The 17,593-nt window shown below is 41.0% G+C and carries 16 protein-coding genes and 2 pseudogenes; 3 read left to right on the top strand and 15 right to left on the bottom strand.

Annotated elements, in window-relative coordinates; translation table 11 throughout:
* Positions 1–15: 15 nt before the first annotated feature.
* Positions 16–438 carry a hypothetical protein gene (locus ACX27_RS17940; RefSeq protein WP_062294805.1) on the bottom strand — a complete coding sequence of 141 codons (423 nt, stop codon included), beginning with the start codon at positions 436–438 and terminating at the stop codon, positions 16–18.
* A complete protein-coding gene (locus ACX27_RS17935) occupies positions 426–3,596 on the bottom strand; it encodes a CHAT domain-containing protein (RefSeq protein ID WP_062294804.1) in 3,171 nt (1,056 codons plus the stop codon). The genes ACX27_RS17940 and ACX27_RS17935 overlap by 13 nt, the downstream gene beginning before the upstream one ends.
* 650 nt (positions 3,597–4,246) lie before the next feature.
* Here ACX27_RS17935 and ACX27_RS17930 point away from each other — a divergent pair.
* Positions 4,247–4,606 (top strand): hypothetical protein, encoded by a 360-nt coding sequence (locus ACX27_RS17930; protein WP_062294803.1) that lies wholly within the window; start codon positions 4,247–4,249, stop codon positions 4,604–4,606.
* Positions 4,607–4,752: 146 nt separating this feature from the next.
* Here the strand turns inward: ACX27_RS17930 and ACX27_RS17925 are convergent, their stop codons facing one another.
* From ACX27_RS17925 to lipB, 7 genes and pseudogenes are all read right to left on the bottom strand, one after another.
* Positions 4,753–6,006 carry an FAD-dependent oxidoreductase gene (locus ACX27_RS17925; RefSeq protein WP_062294802.1) on the bottom strand — a complete coding sequence of 418 codons (1,254 nt, stop codon included), beginning with the start codon at positions 6,004–6,006 and terminating at the stop codon, positions 4,753–4,755.
* 250 nt (positions 6,007–6,256) lie between these two features.
* Positions 6,257–7,558 carry an FAD-dependent oxidoreductase gene (locus tag ACX27_RS17920; RefSeq protein WP_062294801.1) on the bottom strand — a complete coding sequence of 434 codons (1,302 nt, stop codon included), beginning with the start codon at positions 7,556–7,558 and terminating at the stop codon, positions 6,257–6,259.
* Between the two features lie 23 nt (positions 7,559–7,581).
* Positions 7,582–8,211, bottom strand: a pseudogene (locus ACX27_RS17915) (helicase-related protein); the annotation flags it as partial.
* Positions 8,165–9,061, bottom strand: a complete 897-nt coding sequence (locus ACX27_RS17910) for a WD40 repeat domain-containing protein (RefSeq protein ID WP_083468913.1) — start codon at positions 9,059–9,061, stop codon at positions 8,165–8,167. The pseudogene ACX27_RS17915 and the gene ACX27_RS17910, both read right to left, overlap by 47 nt.
* Positions 9,062–9,089: 28 nt before the next feature.
* A protein-coding gene (locus tag ACX27_RS17905) for an IS1 family transposase (protein ID WP_062289714.1) occupies positions 9,090–9,810 on the bottom strand; the annotation gives its coding sequence in 2 pieces (ribosomal slippage) (positions 9,090–9,614 and positions 9,616–9,810; 720 coding nt in all).
* A gap of 112 nt (positions 9,811–9,922) precedes the next feature.
* On the bottom strand, positions 9,923–10,123 hold the full coding sequence (locus tag ACX27_RS17900; RefSeq protein WP_144427482.1) for a hypothetical protein: 201 nt from the start codon (positions 10,121–10,123) through the stop codon (positions 9,923–9,925).
* 234 nt (positions 10,124–10,357) lie between these two features.
* The gene (lipB, locus tag ACX27_RS17895) at positions 10,358–11,026 is read right to left on the bottom strand and encodes a lipoyl(octanoyl) transferase LipB (RefSeq protein ID WP_062294797.1); all 669 of its coding nucleotides are present in this window, start codon (positions 11,024–11,026) and stop codon (positions 10,358–10,360) included.
* Positions 11,027–11,458: 432 nt separating this feature from the next.
* On the opposite strand from lipB, the gene hpf reads away from it, so the two are divergent.
* Entirely contained in the window at positions 11,459–12,109 is a 651-nt protein-coding gene (gene hpf, locus ACX27_RS17885; RefSeq protein ID WP_062294795.1) for a ribosome hibernation-promoting factor, HPF/YfiA family, read from the top strand.
* Between the two features lie 101 nt (positions 12,110–12,210).
* Here the strand turns inward: hpf and ACX27_RS17880 are convergent, their stop codons facing one another.
* From ACX27_RS17880 to ACX27_RS32915, 5 genes and pseudogenes are all read right to left on the bottom strand, one after another.
* The gene (locus ACX27_RS17880) at positions 12,211–12,669 is read right to left on the bottom strand and encodes a peroxiredoxin (RefSeq protein ID WP_062294794.1); all 459 of its coding nucleotides are present in this window, start codon (positions 12,667–12,669) and stop codon (positions 12,211–12,213) included.
* A gap of 55 nt (positions 12,670–12,724) precedes the next feature.
* On the bottom strand, positions 12,725–13,276 hold the full coding sequence (locus ACX27_RS17875) for a 1,2-dihydroxy-3-keto-5-methylthiopentene dioxygenase (RefSeq protein ID WP_062294793.1): 552 nt from the start codon (positions 13,274–13,276) through the stop codon (positions 12,725–12,727).
* Between the two features lie 285 nt (positions 13,277–13,561).
* A pseudogene (locus ACX27_RS17870) lies at positions 13,562–14,012 on the bottom strand (tellurite resistance TerB family protein).
* Positions 14,013–14,069: 57 nt separating this feature from the next.
* Positions 14,070–14,213: a hypothetical protein gene (locus ACX27_RS32475; protein WP_158507395.1), complete on the bottom strand. Its 144-nt coding sequence runs from the start codon at positions 14,211–14,213 to the stop codon at positions 14,070–14,072.
* A complete protein-coding gene (locus tag ACX27_RS32915; protein WP_062294792.1) occupies positions 14,191–14,328 on the bottom strand; it encodes a hypothetical protein in 138 nt (45 codons plus the stop codon). The genes ACX27_RS32475 and ACX27_RS32915 overlap by 23 nt, the downstream gene beginning before the upstream one ends.
* A gap of 619 nt (positions 14,329–14,947) precedes the next feature.
* Between ACX27_RS32915 and ygfZ the strand changes: the two genes are divergently transcribed.
* A complete protein-coding gene (gene ygfZ / locus ACX27_RS17860; RefSeq protein WP_062294791.1) occupies positions 14,948–15,934 on the top strand; it encodes a CAF17-like 4Fe-4S cluster assembly/insertion protein YgfZ in 987 nt (328 codons plus the stop codon).
* A 146-nt stretch (positions 15,935–16,080) separates the two neighbouring features.
* On the opposite strand, the gene ACX27_RS17855 is transcribed toward ygfZ, so the two are convergent.
* The gene (locus tag ACX27_RS17855) at positions 16,081–17,496 is read right to left on the bottom strand and encodes a DICT sensory domain-containing protein (RefSeq protein WP_062294790.1); all 1,416 of its coding nucleotides are present in this window, start codon (positions 17,494–17,496) and stop codon (positions 16,081–16,083) included.
* Between the last annotated feature and the right edge of the window lie 97 nt (positions 17,497–17,593).

Here is a 17,593-nt window from a genome sequence, read left to right as displayed (position 1 = left end):
TTGCAAGAAGTCTATTCATAAAGAAAGAATGGTGTTAATGACTTTTTTCGCTGTTTTTACAGGATTTAACGCCTGAAAAATTTGCTTGGCTAATATTGCTAATTTATTTTGATCAACTTTTTGGTCAAATTTGACTAGCTGCTCTTCAATTTCTCTCGAAGCATTGTCAATTTCTGTATTTGTGGAATCTGGCTTATATTGAGGTAAACTTTCCACACCTTTACTGCGGAATTGAGCGATCGCATCTATATTGTCATATACTCGTTCGTAGGCTGCTTTTAGGGAAGGGTGACTGATGGCGATCGCATATAGTTGATCAATATCGTCAGGAATATTAATTGTCTGTAGTTGCGCCTGAATATGACTTGGTAATGGTGAATCAAGACGGGAGAGTGCAAAAATAAAGGCTTTTAGTTCCGATGCTTCTAATGGTTGCATGATGAAAAATTGCCAGTAATGGTAAAAGCTGCCCAGAAGTAAGGGTGATTATAGGGTTGTTTACTAGGTTCTGGATCATTCTTAAGCTTATCTAAATGGCGTGACCAGAAACGGCGAAGCAGTCCTTCATTTTCAGGAAGTTTGGCAATTTGCGCTACATACCATTGTGCTAGTTCTGCATTTGTGACATTTCGCAACCATTGGGTAGCTTCAGCCAAGGCGATGGTTTCTGGTTTACCTTGTTGCAGCAGTTGGTAAAACTGAATCATCACCAAAGCACTAGCGGCTGATTCTACAGTCCACAGGGTACTGACGACATGAGCCACACCGCAACCCATAAAGCCACTGACAAGCCCTACATATTCTGTGGTGATGGTGTGATTTCCGGTGATTGCAGTTTCGCAAGCTGCTAAAGTGACGAGTTGGTAGCTTTGCAAATTAAAGTTGTAGATATCCGCTAAAGTTAACTTTTCTTCACCTGCTAATGCCAAAAAAGATAACGCCGGATGTTGGAAGTTATATACACCATGTCCTGTAAAGTGAAAAACATTGTAGCCTTGGGGCAAAGCATTTATCAGTGCTTTTTGTGTAGCTTGTTCGGAATGCAGACGTGTAGGGTTGGCGAACATTTGGCTGATAGCTTCCGATTCGATTTCGGCGAAGTCTAATGAGGGATAACCCTTACTGTTGGGATGTTCAATGCTAAGTAAATTTTTTTGGTTATGGTTGTCTTTCTTAACAGGGATAGATCCAATTTTTGCGCTGGGTAAATAGCTGATGATAAATTCAGGTGGAAACAGTGCATGAAGAGGGAAGCGGTGCAAGTCGCGGTGAGGAATGAGAATTAGTTGAGTAATATCTGGAATTGTTGAGACGACAGCATTGATATCGAGAATATGACGCAGATTCCGAAGCATTTCGGGTAAATTGTCGCGCCATGTTCTATTTTTTTCGCCTTGCTTGTCTTTACCCTTGCGATAATCGGCGTATTGTTCGTTCCATTTTTTCACCCAGTCTTCAAAATCCCGTAGACGTTGCGCCTGAGTTAAAAACTCGGTGTTTCCCAAAACAATCGGTGACGGGGCGTTATGTTTAAGAATGAAAGTGTGTAAGGCGTAAGAACTGAGATGCCAATAAACAATGGCAGTTGAAGGATTAAGCAGTTGTTGTATTTCTGAATAATTAGGAGAAGAAATTTCATCGCTCCATCCATCCAAAAACCAATGCAAGCAAGTATTTTTGCCTGCTTCTGCTAATTCAATCGCTTGCAGCAAATCTCCAGACTGCACGGCTAAATCAACAGTTAATTGCTGAATCCAAGCAAATTTTAGAGCTAGTTGCTTTTTGCTTTGCTCGGAGCGATTTGGTTCATTTAATAAACGCCGTAATAAATCTGTACCCTGGCGCTGGAGTTCCGTGGCTTCGACTGTTTCTTCCAAATCTAACAGCACGCGAATTAAATTTTGCAAAACTTCCAGATGCAACTCAGGAAAATCTATTGCGGTGAGAGTTTGCAGTGCCGTTTTGTAACTGTTAATAGCTTTGCGCCAAAAATAGCGGGCGTTATAATTACCTCGTCCTCGGAAGTAATGAGCATTACCTATTGCCCCATGCAACTCACCCCAACCTTCTGGATGAGTGTCTTGCTGACAATGCTTCAATCCTTCGTCATAGCTGGCTAATTTTCCTTCATAGCCACGTTTATTTAAATTAGAATTGTTAAATATTAAAGCCAGGTTAGATGCTGCTGTATTAGGTAAAGCAAATGTAAAGGAAAAATCTGTCTTCTCTCCAGTTACCTTTCCTGCTGCATTACCTCGGTTAATCCAAGCGTGGTGATAGTCAGGTTTGGATTCTATGGCTTTATCGTAAGATGCGATCGCTTGTTCCAATTCCCCTAAACTGAATAATGTATTACCCTTACCATTCCAAGCATTGAACACTTCTGGAAAGTTGGGATTGATTTGCAAAGCAGTTTCAAACGAGGTAAGTGCTTCTTGATATAAGTTGAGGTTATCCAACATTATCCCACGGTTAGTCCAAGCTTCAGGATAATCATGTTTGAATTCTATGGTTTTGTCGTAAGATGCGATCGCTTCTTCAAATCGCCCCAATTTACCCAGCGCCCAACCCCTACTGTACCAAGTTTCAGGATAATCATGTTTGAATTTTATGACTTTGTCGTAAGATGCGATCGCTTCTTCAAATCGCCCCAAGTTAAGCAGTGCCAAACCCCTGCTGTACCAAGCTTTGTAATAGTCACCTTTAAATTCTATGGCTTTGTCGTAACATGCGATCGCTTGTTCTAACTGCTTCAAATTACCCAGCGAATTACCCCGGTTGTACCAAGCTTCGTAATAGTCACCTTTAAATTCTATGGCTTTATCAAAAGATGCGATCGCTTTTTCATACTGCTTTAAATTAGCCAGCGCCACACCCTTTTCGCACCAAGCTTCGTGATAGTCACCTTTAAATTCTATGGCTTTATCAAAAGATGCGATCGCTTGTTCTAACTGCCCTAAATTAAATAGTATCTCACCCCGGTTGTGCCAAGCTTCGTAATCATCGGGTTTAAATTCTATAGCTTTATCGTAAGATGCGATAGTTTGATTAAGCAGTGCTTCAATAAGTACTTGTGGATCGGTTGTCTCAATTTCTAACTGCTGGGCAACTTGCTGAAATAAATTTGCATCCTGTTGTAACTTAATCAAAAACTCATCAAGTGTAAATCCTTCTACTTCCGCTTCTTCCTCCGCGTCCTCTGCGCCTCTGCGGTTCGTGTCTCCTCCCCCCAAACGCCTCCCAATATTACCCGCAACATCACTAACTTCCCCAATACTCAACTCACCCAACCGCACCATCCAATTTGCTAATTCATCATTTGGTGTAGCTGAAGCTAACAATCTTTCGCCAAAATCCCGCAACCACTCCACCAAATCACCCTCATTGATGCGCCTTGCAGCCAAGAAACCTTTTGCTCCCCCTGTAGTCAAGCCATCATTGACTTCTGCTAACAACTGGAGAAACAAAGATTCATACTCCGCATCTGTTAGCCGTTGCGGTGGTTCTACTTTGTTCTGTTCCCTCACTGGGGAATGCTTTCTGCCAAATAAACGCCCAAAAGACCTCTTGAGCCACTGCCAAAGTTGCTTGAGCATCTGCCGCAATTATGTATCGCTTTTGTGGTACATTCTAGCAATTTTACGGGTTGTCATTTGTCATTTGTCATTGGTAAGCGTTTTCTGAATATTTACGTTTTGTAATCACGAATAGATTTTTGATTGCAAGATGAATTGCGATCGTATCTTTGTCGCACAGCAAAACTTTCCAAAATAATTATGTAAATAGTTTAACTTGGCGATCGCCCTTACCAAAAACTCCCAAAGCGATCGCACAAATACTAATTCTCAACACAATAATAGCTTCTGCTTGTCGTGCAGCAACTTCTACTTTAACGTTTCCGTGTTTCTTTCATTGTGTAAGAGCTTCCGCTTGTCGTGCAGCAGTTTCCACTTTAACGTTTCCGTGTTTCTTTCATTGTGTAAGAGCTTCCGCTTATCGTGCAGCAACTTCCACTTTAAAGTTTCCGTGTTTTGTTCATTGTGTAAGAGCTTCCACTTTAACGTTTCCGTGTTTTGTTCATTGTGTAAGAACTTCTGCTTTAACGTTTCCGTGTTTTGCTCATTGTGGAAGATAAATTCTACAAACTTTAAGTTTTTTTTAAAAAATCAATAATTTTACGTATGACAATTTTTTTCTCATATTGTCCACTATAGAGTTATCAGTAAATTAAAAATCAGTATTAATTATGGCAAGAAAAAGACGCAATTCACGTACTTTAGATAAAGCTCAAGTACGTCTAGCAGGCATTAAATCTATTAGTCCGACTCTCGATGTTGGAGAAGGTTTAACAGTCCAAGATTATACGGAAAAAATTGAAAGCCTCCGAAATTCTATAGAAGCATACAATTCTGCTCTCTCTGATGTTGATGTCTTGCGAACCCAAATCTTGGAAAATGAAAAGACTGTGGCAGACTATTCTGACAAGTTCTTGCGTGGTATTTCTTACAAATATGGCAACAATAGTTATGAGTATCAGAAAGCTGGAGGTACAAGGAAAAGCGATCGCAAGCGTAGCACACGTCAAAACACGGCTTCGCCAAATTAAATAGTTGCAATTACTTTTGATATAAATACGTTGTCAGCAAATGCAAAACTAGCCTTCCTACTATGAGCAGACTAAAGTAATACGTGAATTACAGAAAACAATCTGAAAACTATTAGGAATTGAAACAAAGAAAGGTATTTAAAAGACTATTTCACATGAACCGGAAACACACCCAAAGCAATTAATCTGGCGGGTAAATCGCGCAAAATTGGTAAGCGTAACAATGCTGGCGGTTGAAAAGTCTGATTAGCAGACAATACAGGTGCAAATACTCGCTTTTGAATAAATGTCTGAAATGCTTGAATAATGCGTGTCGGTAATTCTCGCTGACGCTGAACTTTAGCTAAGTCACTCAGCTTGACTTGGCGATTTTGCAGAGGTTGACTGAGGACATTAGCGGCTACGACTGCATCTTGAATGGCGTAGTTAATTCCCACACCGCCAACCGGAGACATAATATGAGCAGCATCACCAATGAGTAACAACCCTGGACGATACCACTGTTTAACCCGGCTTGATTCTACCGATAAAAAAGCGACTTGTGACCAATCTTGAAGAGTATACAGGCGATCGCTTAATTCTGGCACAACTTCCACAATCGATTTCTTTAACTCCTCCAAACCAGCCGTCCGTAGTTTTTGATAGCCGCCTTTAGGAATTACATAAGCAATTTGCCACTCTGTACCACGGTCAAGCATCGCTACAATATGTCCAGGTGCAAAACGTCCCATTCCCCCATCAAATTCTTCGGGATGGCGGGGTAAGCGAAACCAGAGAATATCCATTGGTGGAGAAGTTTCAATAGATGCAAACTCTCCCATTTGTCTTAACTTGGAGTGACGACCATCTGCGCCGACTGTCAGCATAGCGCGGACTTCGTGCCAACCACCACCACCCCGATAACGCACTCCTTTCACTACCCCATCTTCTGTAATTAATTCTTGGACATTCGCACCCATCACCAATTGAAAATTTGGATATTGTTGCGCTTCTTGGGTGATGAACTCCAAAAATTTGACTTGGGGCAACATTGTAATGTAGGGATAATTTGTTTTGAGGTGACTAAAATCTGCCAGAGTAACAGTATCTTGCGGAGTTTTAACTTGAATTTGCCGCATTTTAGCATGAGGTAATTGTAAGAGGCGATCGCTTAAATTCAATTCCTCCATAATTTGCATCACCGAAGGGTGAATTGTATCTCCCCGAAAGTCGCGGTCAAAATCTTTATGCGCCTCTAGCAACATTACAGATATACCTTGACGCGCCAACAAAAAAGCTAAAACCACCCCAGCCGGGCCGCCACCAACAATACAACAATCAGTAGTGTGTTGATCTACAATCTCATGGGCTGGGTTCACATCTGTGTCTGCAAGCGCATTAGTCGGTAGATGAGTAGTCATCACAACACCTCAAGATAGCCCTAACATCCAGGGTAGTTTGCTTTTTCTGGTGGCAGCAAATTTTTTAACTTTTTGTAGTCATGTTTTAGATCCCCCTAAATCCCCCTTAAAAAGGGGGACTTTGAAGAATTCCCCCCTTTTTAAGGGGGGTTAGGGGGGATCAAGAAGTACTAATAATCACAACCAACTAATTTTCAAACAACCTCTAAATAGTTTTGGGTTTTACACTCGTACTCAAAAAAGTTACTTCTTACATTTTTGCCAAAATTTGTTGATTTGATTTTTTAACTTTCGCTATCCAATCTTGATATAAGTTGAAAATTTCCGAGTAAGAAAGTTTGCCTTCCGCGACCAATTCAAATAACGAAGGTAAGAAGAACTTGGGAAAAATGGGAAAGAAATATTTACTCAAACGGTTCCTCAATAACAACTCAACAAATAACTTTTTAGAGGTGGGAAAAGCGTAATCACTTAATTCTACTAAAGCAATTCCATCAGCTTGACGTTGAAGACTAAACTTTTCTACAGCCACGGCTAAATTATCCGCACATTCATCTAAAATTTGGTTAAAAATATTTACATCTTCCAAGGCGGCGTTACAACCTTGTCCGAGAGATGGGGAGACTCCATGTGCTGCATCTCCAATCAACAAAACACTATCGCCGTGATGATAGCGGTTACAGCGCACTGTTAGGACTCTAGATACAGGTCTATTAGCAAAATCTTCCGCTTCTGATGCTGGTAATACTTGGGCGATTTCTGGGAAATTTTGGCGAAAATAGTTTAATACTTCTTGTTTGGTAGTAAGTTCAGGAATGGTTTTATCTTTGTGCGGAAACAAGATTACACCACTCCAACTGCTGTCCATTTGATAAACCAATAAAATATTGATACTGTTATCTAACCGCCAAGAGTTGACTTTATTTTGTTGCCAGTTGAGATTTAATTTGGGGTCTAATGGTGGTAGAAAAAGAGATTTGTAGTCATTCACAACATAATTTTGTTCACACTGAAAGTTATCTGTTTGCAGAAAACCTTCCCTAACTACAGAACGCGCCCCATCTGCACCGATTAATAAGTCATAATTAACGGTGATTTCTGCGTCAGTATCAAGTTGTTTAAACTTTACTTGCTTGGCAGCAAAATCTACTTGTGTACATTCATGATTGAAGTGAAGATTAACTTGATTGCTGCCTTTGATTGCCAACTGTTCTAATAATTGAATTACCAAGCTTGTTCTATCAAGGCTTAACTGTGAGTAGCTTCTACTGAATACCCGTGTTTTACCATTCTTTTGATGCAGTACGGCTCCATTAGTTTCTAAGCTAATGGCTTTCACAGCTTCCTCTAGTCCCTCAATTTGCTGTAAAGCATTGATCCCGCGTTGACTGAGGACAATCGAAAAGGTGCGCGACTTAGAAAAGGCGACAGTGCGGGGATCACTACGAAAATCAAAAATATCGATTTGATATTGTTCCTGACGATGTAGTAAATAGTGAGCCAGTAGAACTCCGCTAGGGCCAGCACCAACGATCGCTACTTTTTTCACCATAATTCAACCAAAACTACCCAACCTCATAATATATTCATCGGATCAACATCTATAGTCAAGCTAACGCCATCACAACATAATTCTCTAATTTCGTCCCAATTGGGCAACTGGGGTAATTCATCAGGGTTAAATTTTAATAAGATTTGCCAACGGTAACGGTTCGCGACTCGCATCACCCCGGCTGGTGCAGGGCCGAGAATTTCAAAGTCTTCGTTGTTACCCAAGTTTGCGGCGATAATTTGGGCTTTATTCTGCACTTGAATGGGATCAAGGCTGCTCAGACGCAATAAAATTAACCTGCCATAAGGAGGATAATCAAGGTCACGCCGTTTTTCTAACTCAGTTTGGCAAAAAGATTGATAATCGTGGGTGCAGACTGCGGCAATTACGGGATCTTCTGGGGTGTAAGTCTGCACTATCACTCTCCCAGGATCATCACCTCTCCCCGCACGTCCCGCCACCTGGGTAAGAGTTTGAAATGCCCGTTCACTGGCGCGGTAGTCTGATAAATGCAGTAGTCCATCCGCCGCCACAACTCCCACCAGTGTGACTTGGGGTAAGTCTAAACCTTTGGTTAACATTTGTGTCCCGACTAATAAATCTGCTTCACCGTTGGCAAATTGAGTTAGCAAGGTACGATGTGCGCCTTTGTTGCCTTTGTATCCACATCCGTAGCGTCTTGTCTGAACTGCTACTGACAATGTACTGACCATCGGGACTGAACGCTAGCTCCGTGACAGCATTGGTATGACCCTTGAGGGTGTGCAGCAAGTTGCCTTTTGTATCCCACATCCGTAGCGTATTTTCCCGATTGCCACCACTGACAATGTACTGACCATCGGGACTGAACGCTAGCCCCGTGACAGTATTGGTATGACCCTTGATGATGTGGAGCAAGTTGCCTTTTACATCCCACAACCGTAGCGTATTGTCATGACTGCCACTGACAATGTGCTGACCATCGGGACTGAACGCCAGCGCCCTGACAGCATTGGTATGACCCTTGAGGGTGTGCAGCAAGTTGCCTTTTGTATCCCACAAACGTAGGGTATTGTCATAACCACTACTAACAATGTACTGACCATCGGGACTGAACGCTAGCTCCGTGACAGTATTGGTATGACCCTTGAGGATGTGGAGCAAGTTGCCTTTTGTATCCCACATCCGTAATGTATAGTCTAAACTGGCACTGACAATGTATTGACCATCAGGACTGAACGCCAGCGCCCAGACAGTCTCGGTATGACCCTTGAGAGTTTGGAGCAAGTTGCCTTTTATATCCCACAACCTTAGCGTCTTGTCTTTACTGCCACTGACAATGTACTGACCATCGGGACTGAACGCCAGCGCCCTGACAGGCTCGGTATGACCCTTGAGGGTGTGGAGCAAGTTGCCTTTTGTATCCCATATCCGTAGCGTCTTGTCTTCACTACCACTGACAATGTACTGACCATCGGGACTGAACGCCAGCGCCGTGACACGTTCTGTATGACCGTAAAAAATATTTGGCGTTGCTGAATCACAAGATGAATTATGCGATCGCTATATCCTCGCGGGGGCTTTGCTCCCGCATTGGAATACAACGATGCTGGAGATAATAAACTAACAATCTAATAGAGAGTTCCAGCATTTCTACTGACTTAGAATAACAAAAAGTCTTTCTATGTAATCGGGCTAAATAATGTCTTAATCTGCTATTTTCACCTTCTACTCGTGTCATATAAGTTTTACACACAAGATGGTCTTCTTGATTAATAAAACATGGATAAACCGGATAGCCATCCGTTACATAAAAATATGAGTTCCACGCTTTAATCCTCTGCCACAACTGTTGAAAAGTTTCTGAACTTCTATCTCCTAAAACCCATCCTAAAATCCCCGAAGTCTTGTGGTTGACTACACTCCATACCCAAATTTTGTTTTTTTTTGACCCGACAAAAGTTTCTAATTCATCAATTTCAGTTATTTCAGGTATTTCAGCTGTTTCGGGATGTTCTGGTAACTGACCACCCATTTGTTTCACCCAATAAATTACTGTTGTATGATGTACTTTTTTTTACTCTTTCTATGGCACGGAAACCAGAACCATTAACATACATTTCTAAGCATTCTCGTTTAATTTCGTCACCATAACCCTTTTGATTGTGATATTCAATAAATTGACGACCACAATCTGCACAAATGTAGTTTTGTTTACCTCTTTGTCTACCGTTCTTACGGATATGAGAGGAATTACAACGCGGACATTCCATGAAGATTCACCCTAATTCATATTCTCATTATGCAACGCCGTAAGCTGTATGGGTTCAGGGATAAGGGTTACAGATGAATGATTTATAACTTTTTACTCAGCACTCAGCACTCTTAAAGAAATTCCCGCAAGAAATCAAACGGATCATCTTCCCAACATGGTTCAGGTGTCCTCAAGTGCAAATTTTTGTTGATATCAGCTTCAATTTCGTCGCAATCATCCCTGTCAAACAGTTCTATCAACGCTTTCCAGTCACGCTGTCTCAGGGAATTTAACGCAGGTGCATACATTTGAGGATTAATTAGGGATTTCACGCGTAAGATTTGAGTTGAGTTTTGTACTGAATTTGTTGCTTGACTAGTAAACCACCATATTTTAACTTAGTTAAACAATACGGTTCAGTAACTAACAAAATCTGCACCCTTGCACCCTGCAAATTTAGCAATCTGTCTTCCACTGAACACCATAAAAGTTATATCGATGGCTACTAAGTAGTATTTCAAACAAAATCAACTGTCACCAGAAAAAAATTATTAAATTGCAATTATTTAAGTAAACTCAATCACATCAAGACCAAATACATCTGCAAAACATTGCACAATATGAGGACGCACTTGTTCGCAAGTAATATCAGGAATCCACTCTGCTAGACTGGCGACTGGTTTATCTGCAATCCCGCAAGGGACAATATGTTGAAAGCCAGTCATATCAGGACAAACGTTTAAAGCAAAACCGTGCATGGTAATCCAACGGCTGACTTTAATGCCGATCGCTGCAACTTTGCGATTTTCTAACCATACACCAGTAAAATCAGGAATGCGATCGCCTACCAAACCATAAATTGCTAACACCCGAATAATCACTTCCTCTAGTTGACGCAAGTACCAATGCAAATCTTTACGATGGCGTTGCAAATTTAAAATTGGATACCCCACCAATTGACCAGGACAATGATAAGTTACTTCGCCACCACGCTCAACTCTGTGAACTTCAAAACCGCTGTGATCAAGGTCAAACTTGAGAAATTCTGGTGTTGCGCCTTGTCCCAAAGTGTAGACAGGCGGGTGTTCTAGCAAGATTAACACATCATCGAGACTGGGGTCTTGAATACGTTCTGCCAGAAGCGATCGCTGCCATACGTGTGCATCTGTGTAAGACATCAATTTTTTGTCATATAACAAACAACGCTTGTCTGGCGGTCTATTACTACGAATCATGCCAAAAATCAACTGAAGGAATAATGAAATATATTGCAACTTTGATAGTTGCACACAACAATTGTCAAGCAATGCAAAGGATTTTAAAGGAACGTCAAGGGAACCTGCTATAGAAAATACAAAGTGCTAGTTTGAATATATAAATAACCGCAATGGTCTTAGGAGGAATTCTCTGCAATAAGCATCACGCCAAAATAAGAGGAAAGAATGAACTGGCTGATGACTCTAAGAATTAAGATACAAGCGCAGACATCCACTGAGGATATCAATACAAGGGAACGCGTGAAAATTGAAAGCAATAAATTTAGAGCAAGCACAGCAGTACATCAAACTAAAAAACTTATTTTGGCAAAAGTCATAGACCTTACCGCAACTTACTTTCACACAAAACAAACTCACATCACACATCACATATAGAGCGGGAGAGTTTACATGAAGCTTGTCATCCACGGCAAAAATATTGAAATCACCGAAGCAATTAGGGATTACGTGCATCAAAAGATAGAAAAAGCGGTTAGTCACTTTCAGAACATTACAAACGAAGTGGATGTCCACCTAAGCGTAGCTCGCAATCCCCGAATTAATCCGAAACAAGCAGCCGAAGTCACTATCTATGCAAATGGAAGTGTCATCCGTGCCGAGGAAAGCAGCGAAAACTTATACGCCAGCATAGATTTAGTAGCAGATAAAATTGCGCGGCAATTACGCAAATATAAAGAAAGACGACAAGATAAGAAAACTCAAAGTCAACCTACAAACGAAGTAGTTGTCCCAGAACCAGTAATACCAGATTTAATCGGCGATCGCACTCCCGAATTACCCAGCGAAGTCGTCCGTACTAAATATTTTTCCATGCCACCAATGACTCTTGCTGAAGCATTGGAACAATTGCAACTCGTGGGACACGACTTTTATATGTTCCGTAACGCCGAAACCGGAGAAATTAACGTTATTTATGAACGCAACCACGGCGGTTACGGTGTCATTCAACCCCGCAATAATAACGGTCACACCAACGGTAAAAACGGTAAGGTCTCCCACAACAACATCATGATGCAGGAGAAATCACACTCGGTTAAATGAAGAGTGCTGAGTTGACAGTGCTGAGGAGCCAGTGCGTTGCGGAGGTTCCCTCCGTTGTAGCAACTGGCGTTGCTGAGAAAAAAATACTCAGCACTCAGCACTCACTTACTCAGAGTTTGCAAAGTCTTCAGTGCTTCTGTAACATGCCCTTGAAAGTTCAGCATTGAATCAAACACATACTGCACAACTCCCTGCTGATCAATCACATAGGTGACACGGCCAGGAAATAAACCAAAAGCCGCAGTCGCACCATATTGCTTGCGTACTTGGTCGCCTTTGTCACTCAAAAGAACAAACGGTAAATTATATTTCGCTGCAAACCGTTGGTGAGATTCGCTGGAATCACCACTTACACCAATCACTTCCGCGCCAGCATCTTTAAACACTTCATATTGGTCGCGGAAAGCACAAGATTCGGCTGTGCATCCAGGTGTATCGTCTTTGGGATAAAAGTACAGTACAACAGCTTTTTGACCACGAAAGTCTTTTAAGCTGACTGTTGCACCATTTTGAGCAGGTAAGTTGAAATCAGGAGCAATGTCTCCAACTTTAACAGCCATAGGTATTTCAAAAATTGCGATCGCATCTTTTTAACTATGAATGATATTACGATAATTAGGGCTGGTGACGCGCATCACTTAACTGCGTACCTGTGTAATTGGGTAGCCAACCCTCGGCTGATGTGAAATAGCGCACAGCTTTAAAATTTAACGATGCTGTCAAACTACACCAATGCTCCACACCTGCGGGTATAGAAATATAGTCTTGAGATTGTACTAAAACTTGGACTTGGCTACCATCGGATCTGACAAAGCCAAAAATCATTTCTCCCGCTAAGACATACAGTGGTTCAGCCGCAGTGTGTGTATGGTAACGACTATAAGTATCATTCAACATCTGAAGATTCGGCACTCCTGGATGCACATTCAGCAAATCACACCAAAGAGAACCATTTTCTTGTTGGAGAAATTCAAACACACTGTTATGTAAATCAACAATGTATTGCTTCTCTAAAGCTGTCAAAACATCCTGTTCTAAAAGATTCGTAAACAGTAGCGATGTTCCAGGGTCATAGTGCTTGAGATACACACCAATAGGCGCAAGTTCACGCACTATCTCGCTGAAATCACTCTCGACTGTACCATCTTCTCGTAATAGGATTGCCATGACAAAAAACTTAATAATTAACTTTTAAACACAGTATACTCAAATTTGTGCTGATAAGCCACTATTACAATCGATATACTGTGGTATTTAAATGAGTTATATAACTATAAACTCATATATAACCATACACCAAAACTTGAATTTAAATTATACTAGCCAGTGACAAGGAATCATCATTAACGGAAGAATGTGTAACTTAGTTTTAAGCAGCCAAATCTATAACTTGAACTGAGTCAAGTTAGAGAAAATTCCAAAATATTTTAGATGCGTTAGACTACTTGAAGCTCATTCGCTTTGATTCTTCACCATTAAAACTTGCAAGATTTTAATCGCGTTATCGCGTGGAATATCTAAAGCCTGATACAAGTCATTTAAAAAAATTTTTTTCTTCTTCCGTAACTACGCTTTCAGTCATTACCAAATCAGCAGCGACAGCAAAAGCTACTTCTCGCAATTCTGGCGATAAAGATTCTTTAGCTGCATTAAATAAAGCATTAAAACCATCGCAGCGCAGAATATTTAGGTTTTTTTCTAACAGTTTCTTGATAAGGTCTTCGGAATAACTGCTAAAAAGCTTGAGCCGTGATAATGCAGAACAAATACTACGCACTTGCTGTTCTGAAAGTACAGCATCTGAAGTAACCGCGACTAAAGCAATAGCAGCAAAAGCTTCGGCTGATGTCAACTTTTCTGGGGCTTGGTTTTCTTTGCCCAGGATTGTGTCTACTAAATTCATTTTTATTGCTCCTGGATTTAGGTCTCATTAGCGCACAGCTACCTGGATGTTTTGAACTTACAGGTAATTCTGCAACGCTGTGAGACTTTCACAATTTAGTGTTCCCAGGATTTCTTTGCGGCGAACACCTACTTGCGCTTCGTGGTTTTCTGCAAGTAGTACACCTTCAGGCTTTAATTTAGCGTTCTCCTGTTTTTTCAATTGTTTCTATCACTGCTAACCCTATACCAGAAGCTGCGATTAGCAGGACAGCTGATAACAAATAGGCGTTAGTAAGCATCCGCAGGGCATCATCAAAAAAAATATAGGTGGTCATTGCATCACCTTTGAACTCTATATGGCTAGTGGTACTTATTTCTCAACACGCTGACTATAATTCCCGTTGAAAAATTCCTAGCAATTGCATCTTAACAAAACTTTAGCTCCTTCATCAGAGTTTTCTAAGTTTTTCTTTCTGAAGATTGTGTGAATTTCAGCATAATTTGGTAAATAAAAATACGGAAAATTTTTGATGTAGAAAATCATGCTTGATTAATGACCGCAAAATTGGCTATTAAATTAGTAAATTAAATCACATTTCATCTTCCTTCTCATATAGTTTTTAACTAATAAATAGCCACAAAATCCTTATTTATCAGGCAATATAGACGGCAATAATCAATATATTGCCAATTGCATACTGGTGAGAAAAGTTGTTGTAAATTAATTTTTAATTTTTGGCGGTTTTTTTCAATAATTTTTTTTGATTAATTCACTACTACTAGGGATGCAAAAAACTGATGAAAGTGCTAGTTGTAATTAATCGCCCTATTTTATAAAGAATTGTAAAGAAAGCTAAGGCAATATCATTAGTCATATAGTCATTGAAGCAGTAAACCTGGATTTGCTAAGATTTCCAGTGCGTAAACTTTGAAACAGGGCAGTTCTTCACTATCATGCCAGCATCAACAATTGACGGTAAAGACGCGATCGCTATCCAAGCCGCAAGAGAAGGGGTGGCTGTGTGCGATCGCTCGTTTTGGGGACGTATCCAGGTTGCAGATGATGATCGCATCCGGTTTTTACACAATCAAAGTACCAACGATTTTCAAAGCCGCAAACCAGGACAAGGCTGTGACACGGTGATGGTGACATCCACAGCCCGGACAATTGACTTGGTGAGTGCGTACATTCTGGATGATGCGGTACTGCTGTTGGTTTCGCCCAATCGTCGAGAATTTTTGATGCAATGGCTAGACCGCTACATCTTTTTTGCAGATAAAGTACAGTTAACCGACGTAACAGAGGAAACTGCAACCTTTAGCCTCATCGGGCCAGATAGTGATGCGATTGTGGAAAAATTAGGTGCAGGGGCAATTATCGGTCAACCTGACGGCAATCACTTATTAGTTGACGGTGGGGTGATTGTCGCTGTAGGGAGTGGGTTAGCTTTGCCTGGGTATACCTTAATTCTGCCAGCCATAGAGAAACAAAAACTATGGCAACAAATATTAGAATTTGGGGCTGTAGAATTGAGCGATCACGCTTGGGAAACCTTACGCATTCTCCAAGGTAGACCAACCCCAGATGCAGAACTCACAGATGATTACAATCCGCTAGAAGTGGGTTTATGGCAGACTATATCCTTTAATAAAGGCTGTTACATCGGACAAGAAACCATCGCCCGGTTAAATACTTATAAAGGTGTCAAACAAAATCTTTGGGGGATTCGCCTCAGCGCCCCAGTGGAAATTGGTAGTGCGATCGCCCTAGGAGATGAAAAAATCGGCAAACTCACCAGCTATACCGAAACCAGTGACGGTTACTTTGGACTTGGTTACATCCGTACCAAAGCTGGCGGTATGGGCTTAAAGGTCAAAATCGGAGAAGTTGAAGGTGAAATTGTGGATATCCCTTTTGTCTCCCATGAGTACCCGCAATAAATAAGAAGTCAGAAGTCAGAATAAAATTTTGGGCGTTGTATAAATGCGGGATGAATTGAGATATCGAAGCAAAATGAAAGATTGATTTTTAGCGCCTTTGCACCTTTGCGCGAAACAAAATTTATCCCCTTAATCAGCAACGCCAATTATTTAAACGGGATTTTGTTGCGATTCGTAACTAACTGGATTGTAAAAGTAGACCCTTCATCTAGTTTACTTCTGACAGAAATAGAACCTCCGCAGCGCCACAATAACCGCTTAACAACTGTTAAACCTAAGCCAGCACCACTCAAATCTTCAGTAGTTCCCGAACGGACTCGATAAAAGCAATCAAAGATTTTGCCAATTTCACTTTCCGCAATGCCAATACCTGTATCACGGAATTCTAACTGGACATAATCGGCTTGAAGACGCGCTCTTACCCAGACTTGTCCACCTTTGGGGGTAAACTTAATACTGTTTTGCAGCAAGTTAATCACTATTTGCTTTAATCCACCAGTGACACACCAAACCCCTGGTAGTTCTGTCGGTACAGTGTAGGCAAGCATGATGCCTTTTTCTTGAGCTACAGGCTGGTAGGTGCTAACTACGCCAGGGACGATATCTGACAGACGTACTAATTCTAAGCTGGTGGTTTCTAAATTATGTTCTAGGTTGACCAGATCCAGTAAACCAGTGATTAATATACTTTGGCGATCGCACTGAGTATTTAGCATTTGTAAATAACGTTGTCGCTGTGGTGGTTTAATCGTAGGTGAATTTAACAGCGACAATGCAGTTTTCATGTGTGTTAAAGGTGTCCGCAGTTCTTGGCACACACTACTTAAATAATCATCTTTGAGTTGTTCTTTGTTTTGAAGCTTTTGATTTTGCTCTCGTAATTTGGCAATGCGTTTATTAGTAATTTGACGTTGAATGGAATTTTGGCGCTGGAGTTGTTTAGCAATGAGTTGACTGATGAGTGCGGGTTCGATGGTACTGGGATAAATCAACTCAGCCGGAAAAACTGCCGATGATTCCGGTACTGCTACTTGTTTGAGACCATCTAAAACTTGCTGAATGATTCTGCCTTCCATTGTCATCACAGCCAGCAATGAGGGAATTTTACCTGTTTTGGCTTTATGAGTTTGGCGGTTTTGATTTCTTTTGCGGGGACGACGCGCCACAATTAAACTACAAAATTGCGGCGCGGATACTATAAAAAAGTATTCTCGCCGTAATTGATAATTTGATAATAACTGTACCCAATTTTGTTGCTGTGGGTTGGTTTCATCTGTCACCTGATCTTCTGCCCCAGTATTGATTTTATCTATCCGACAAATATTAATTACGCCAGATGCACTCATCGCAGATTGATAACGCTTTAATTCTGCGTGCCAAATTTTTCCCGGTGGTAACTTAACCCAAAAAGTTGCCGTAATTTGTTGTTCAATCAATAAATCAATTTGTGACCTCAGCAGCGATAACAAACTAGCAGGATTGCTTGGCAATGGTTGAGGTGGTGTTTCCACTCCCAAAGCCAGCTGATAGACGGATAACTCCTTACGCAGAGAATCATTCATGAGTCAAGCACAACAAGGAAGAAATAATTATGTCATTGATTGCCAATTTTATGTAAGCTTTTGTTACAAAAAGACTACGTAAAATACATTTGGAAAG

The organism is Nostoc piscinale CENA21 (assembly GCF_001298445.1).
In the GTDB taxonomy this organism is placed as follows: domain Bacteria; phylum Cyanobacteriota; class Cyanobacteriia; order Cyanobacteriales; family Nostocaceae; genus Nostoc_B; species Nostoc_B piscinale_A.
The sequence above is the reverse complement of the archived record's forward strand: the minus strand, read 5'-3'. Positions and strand labels throughout refer to the sequence as shown.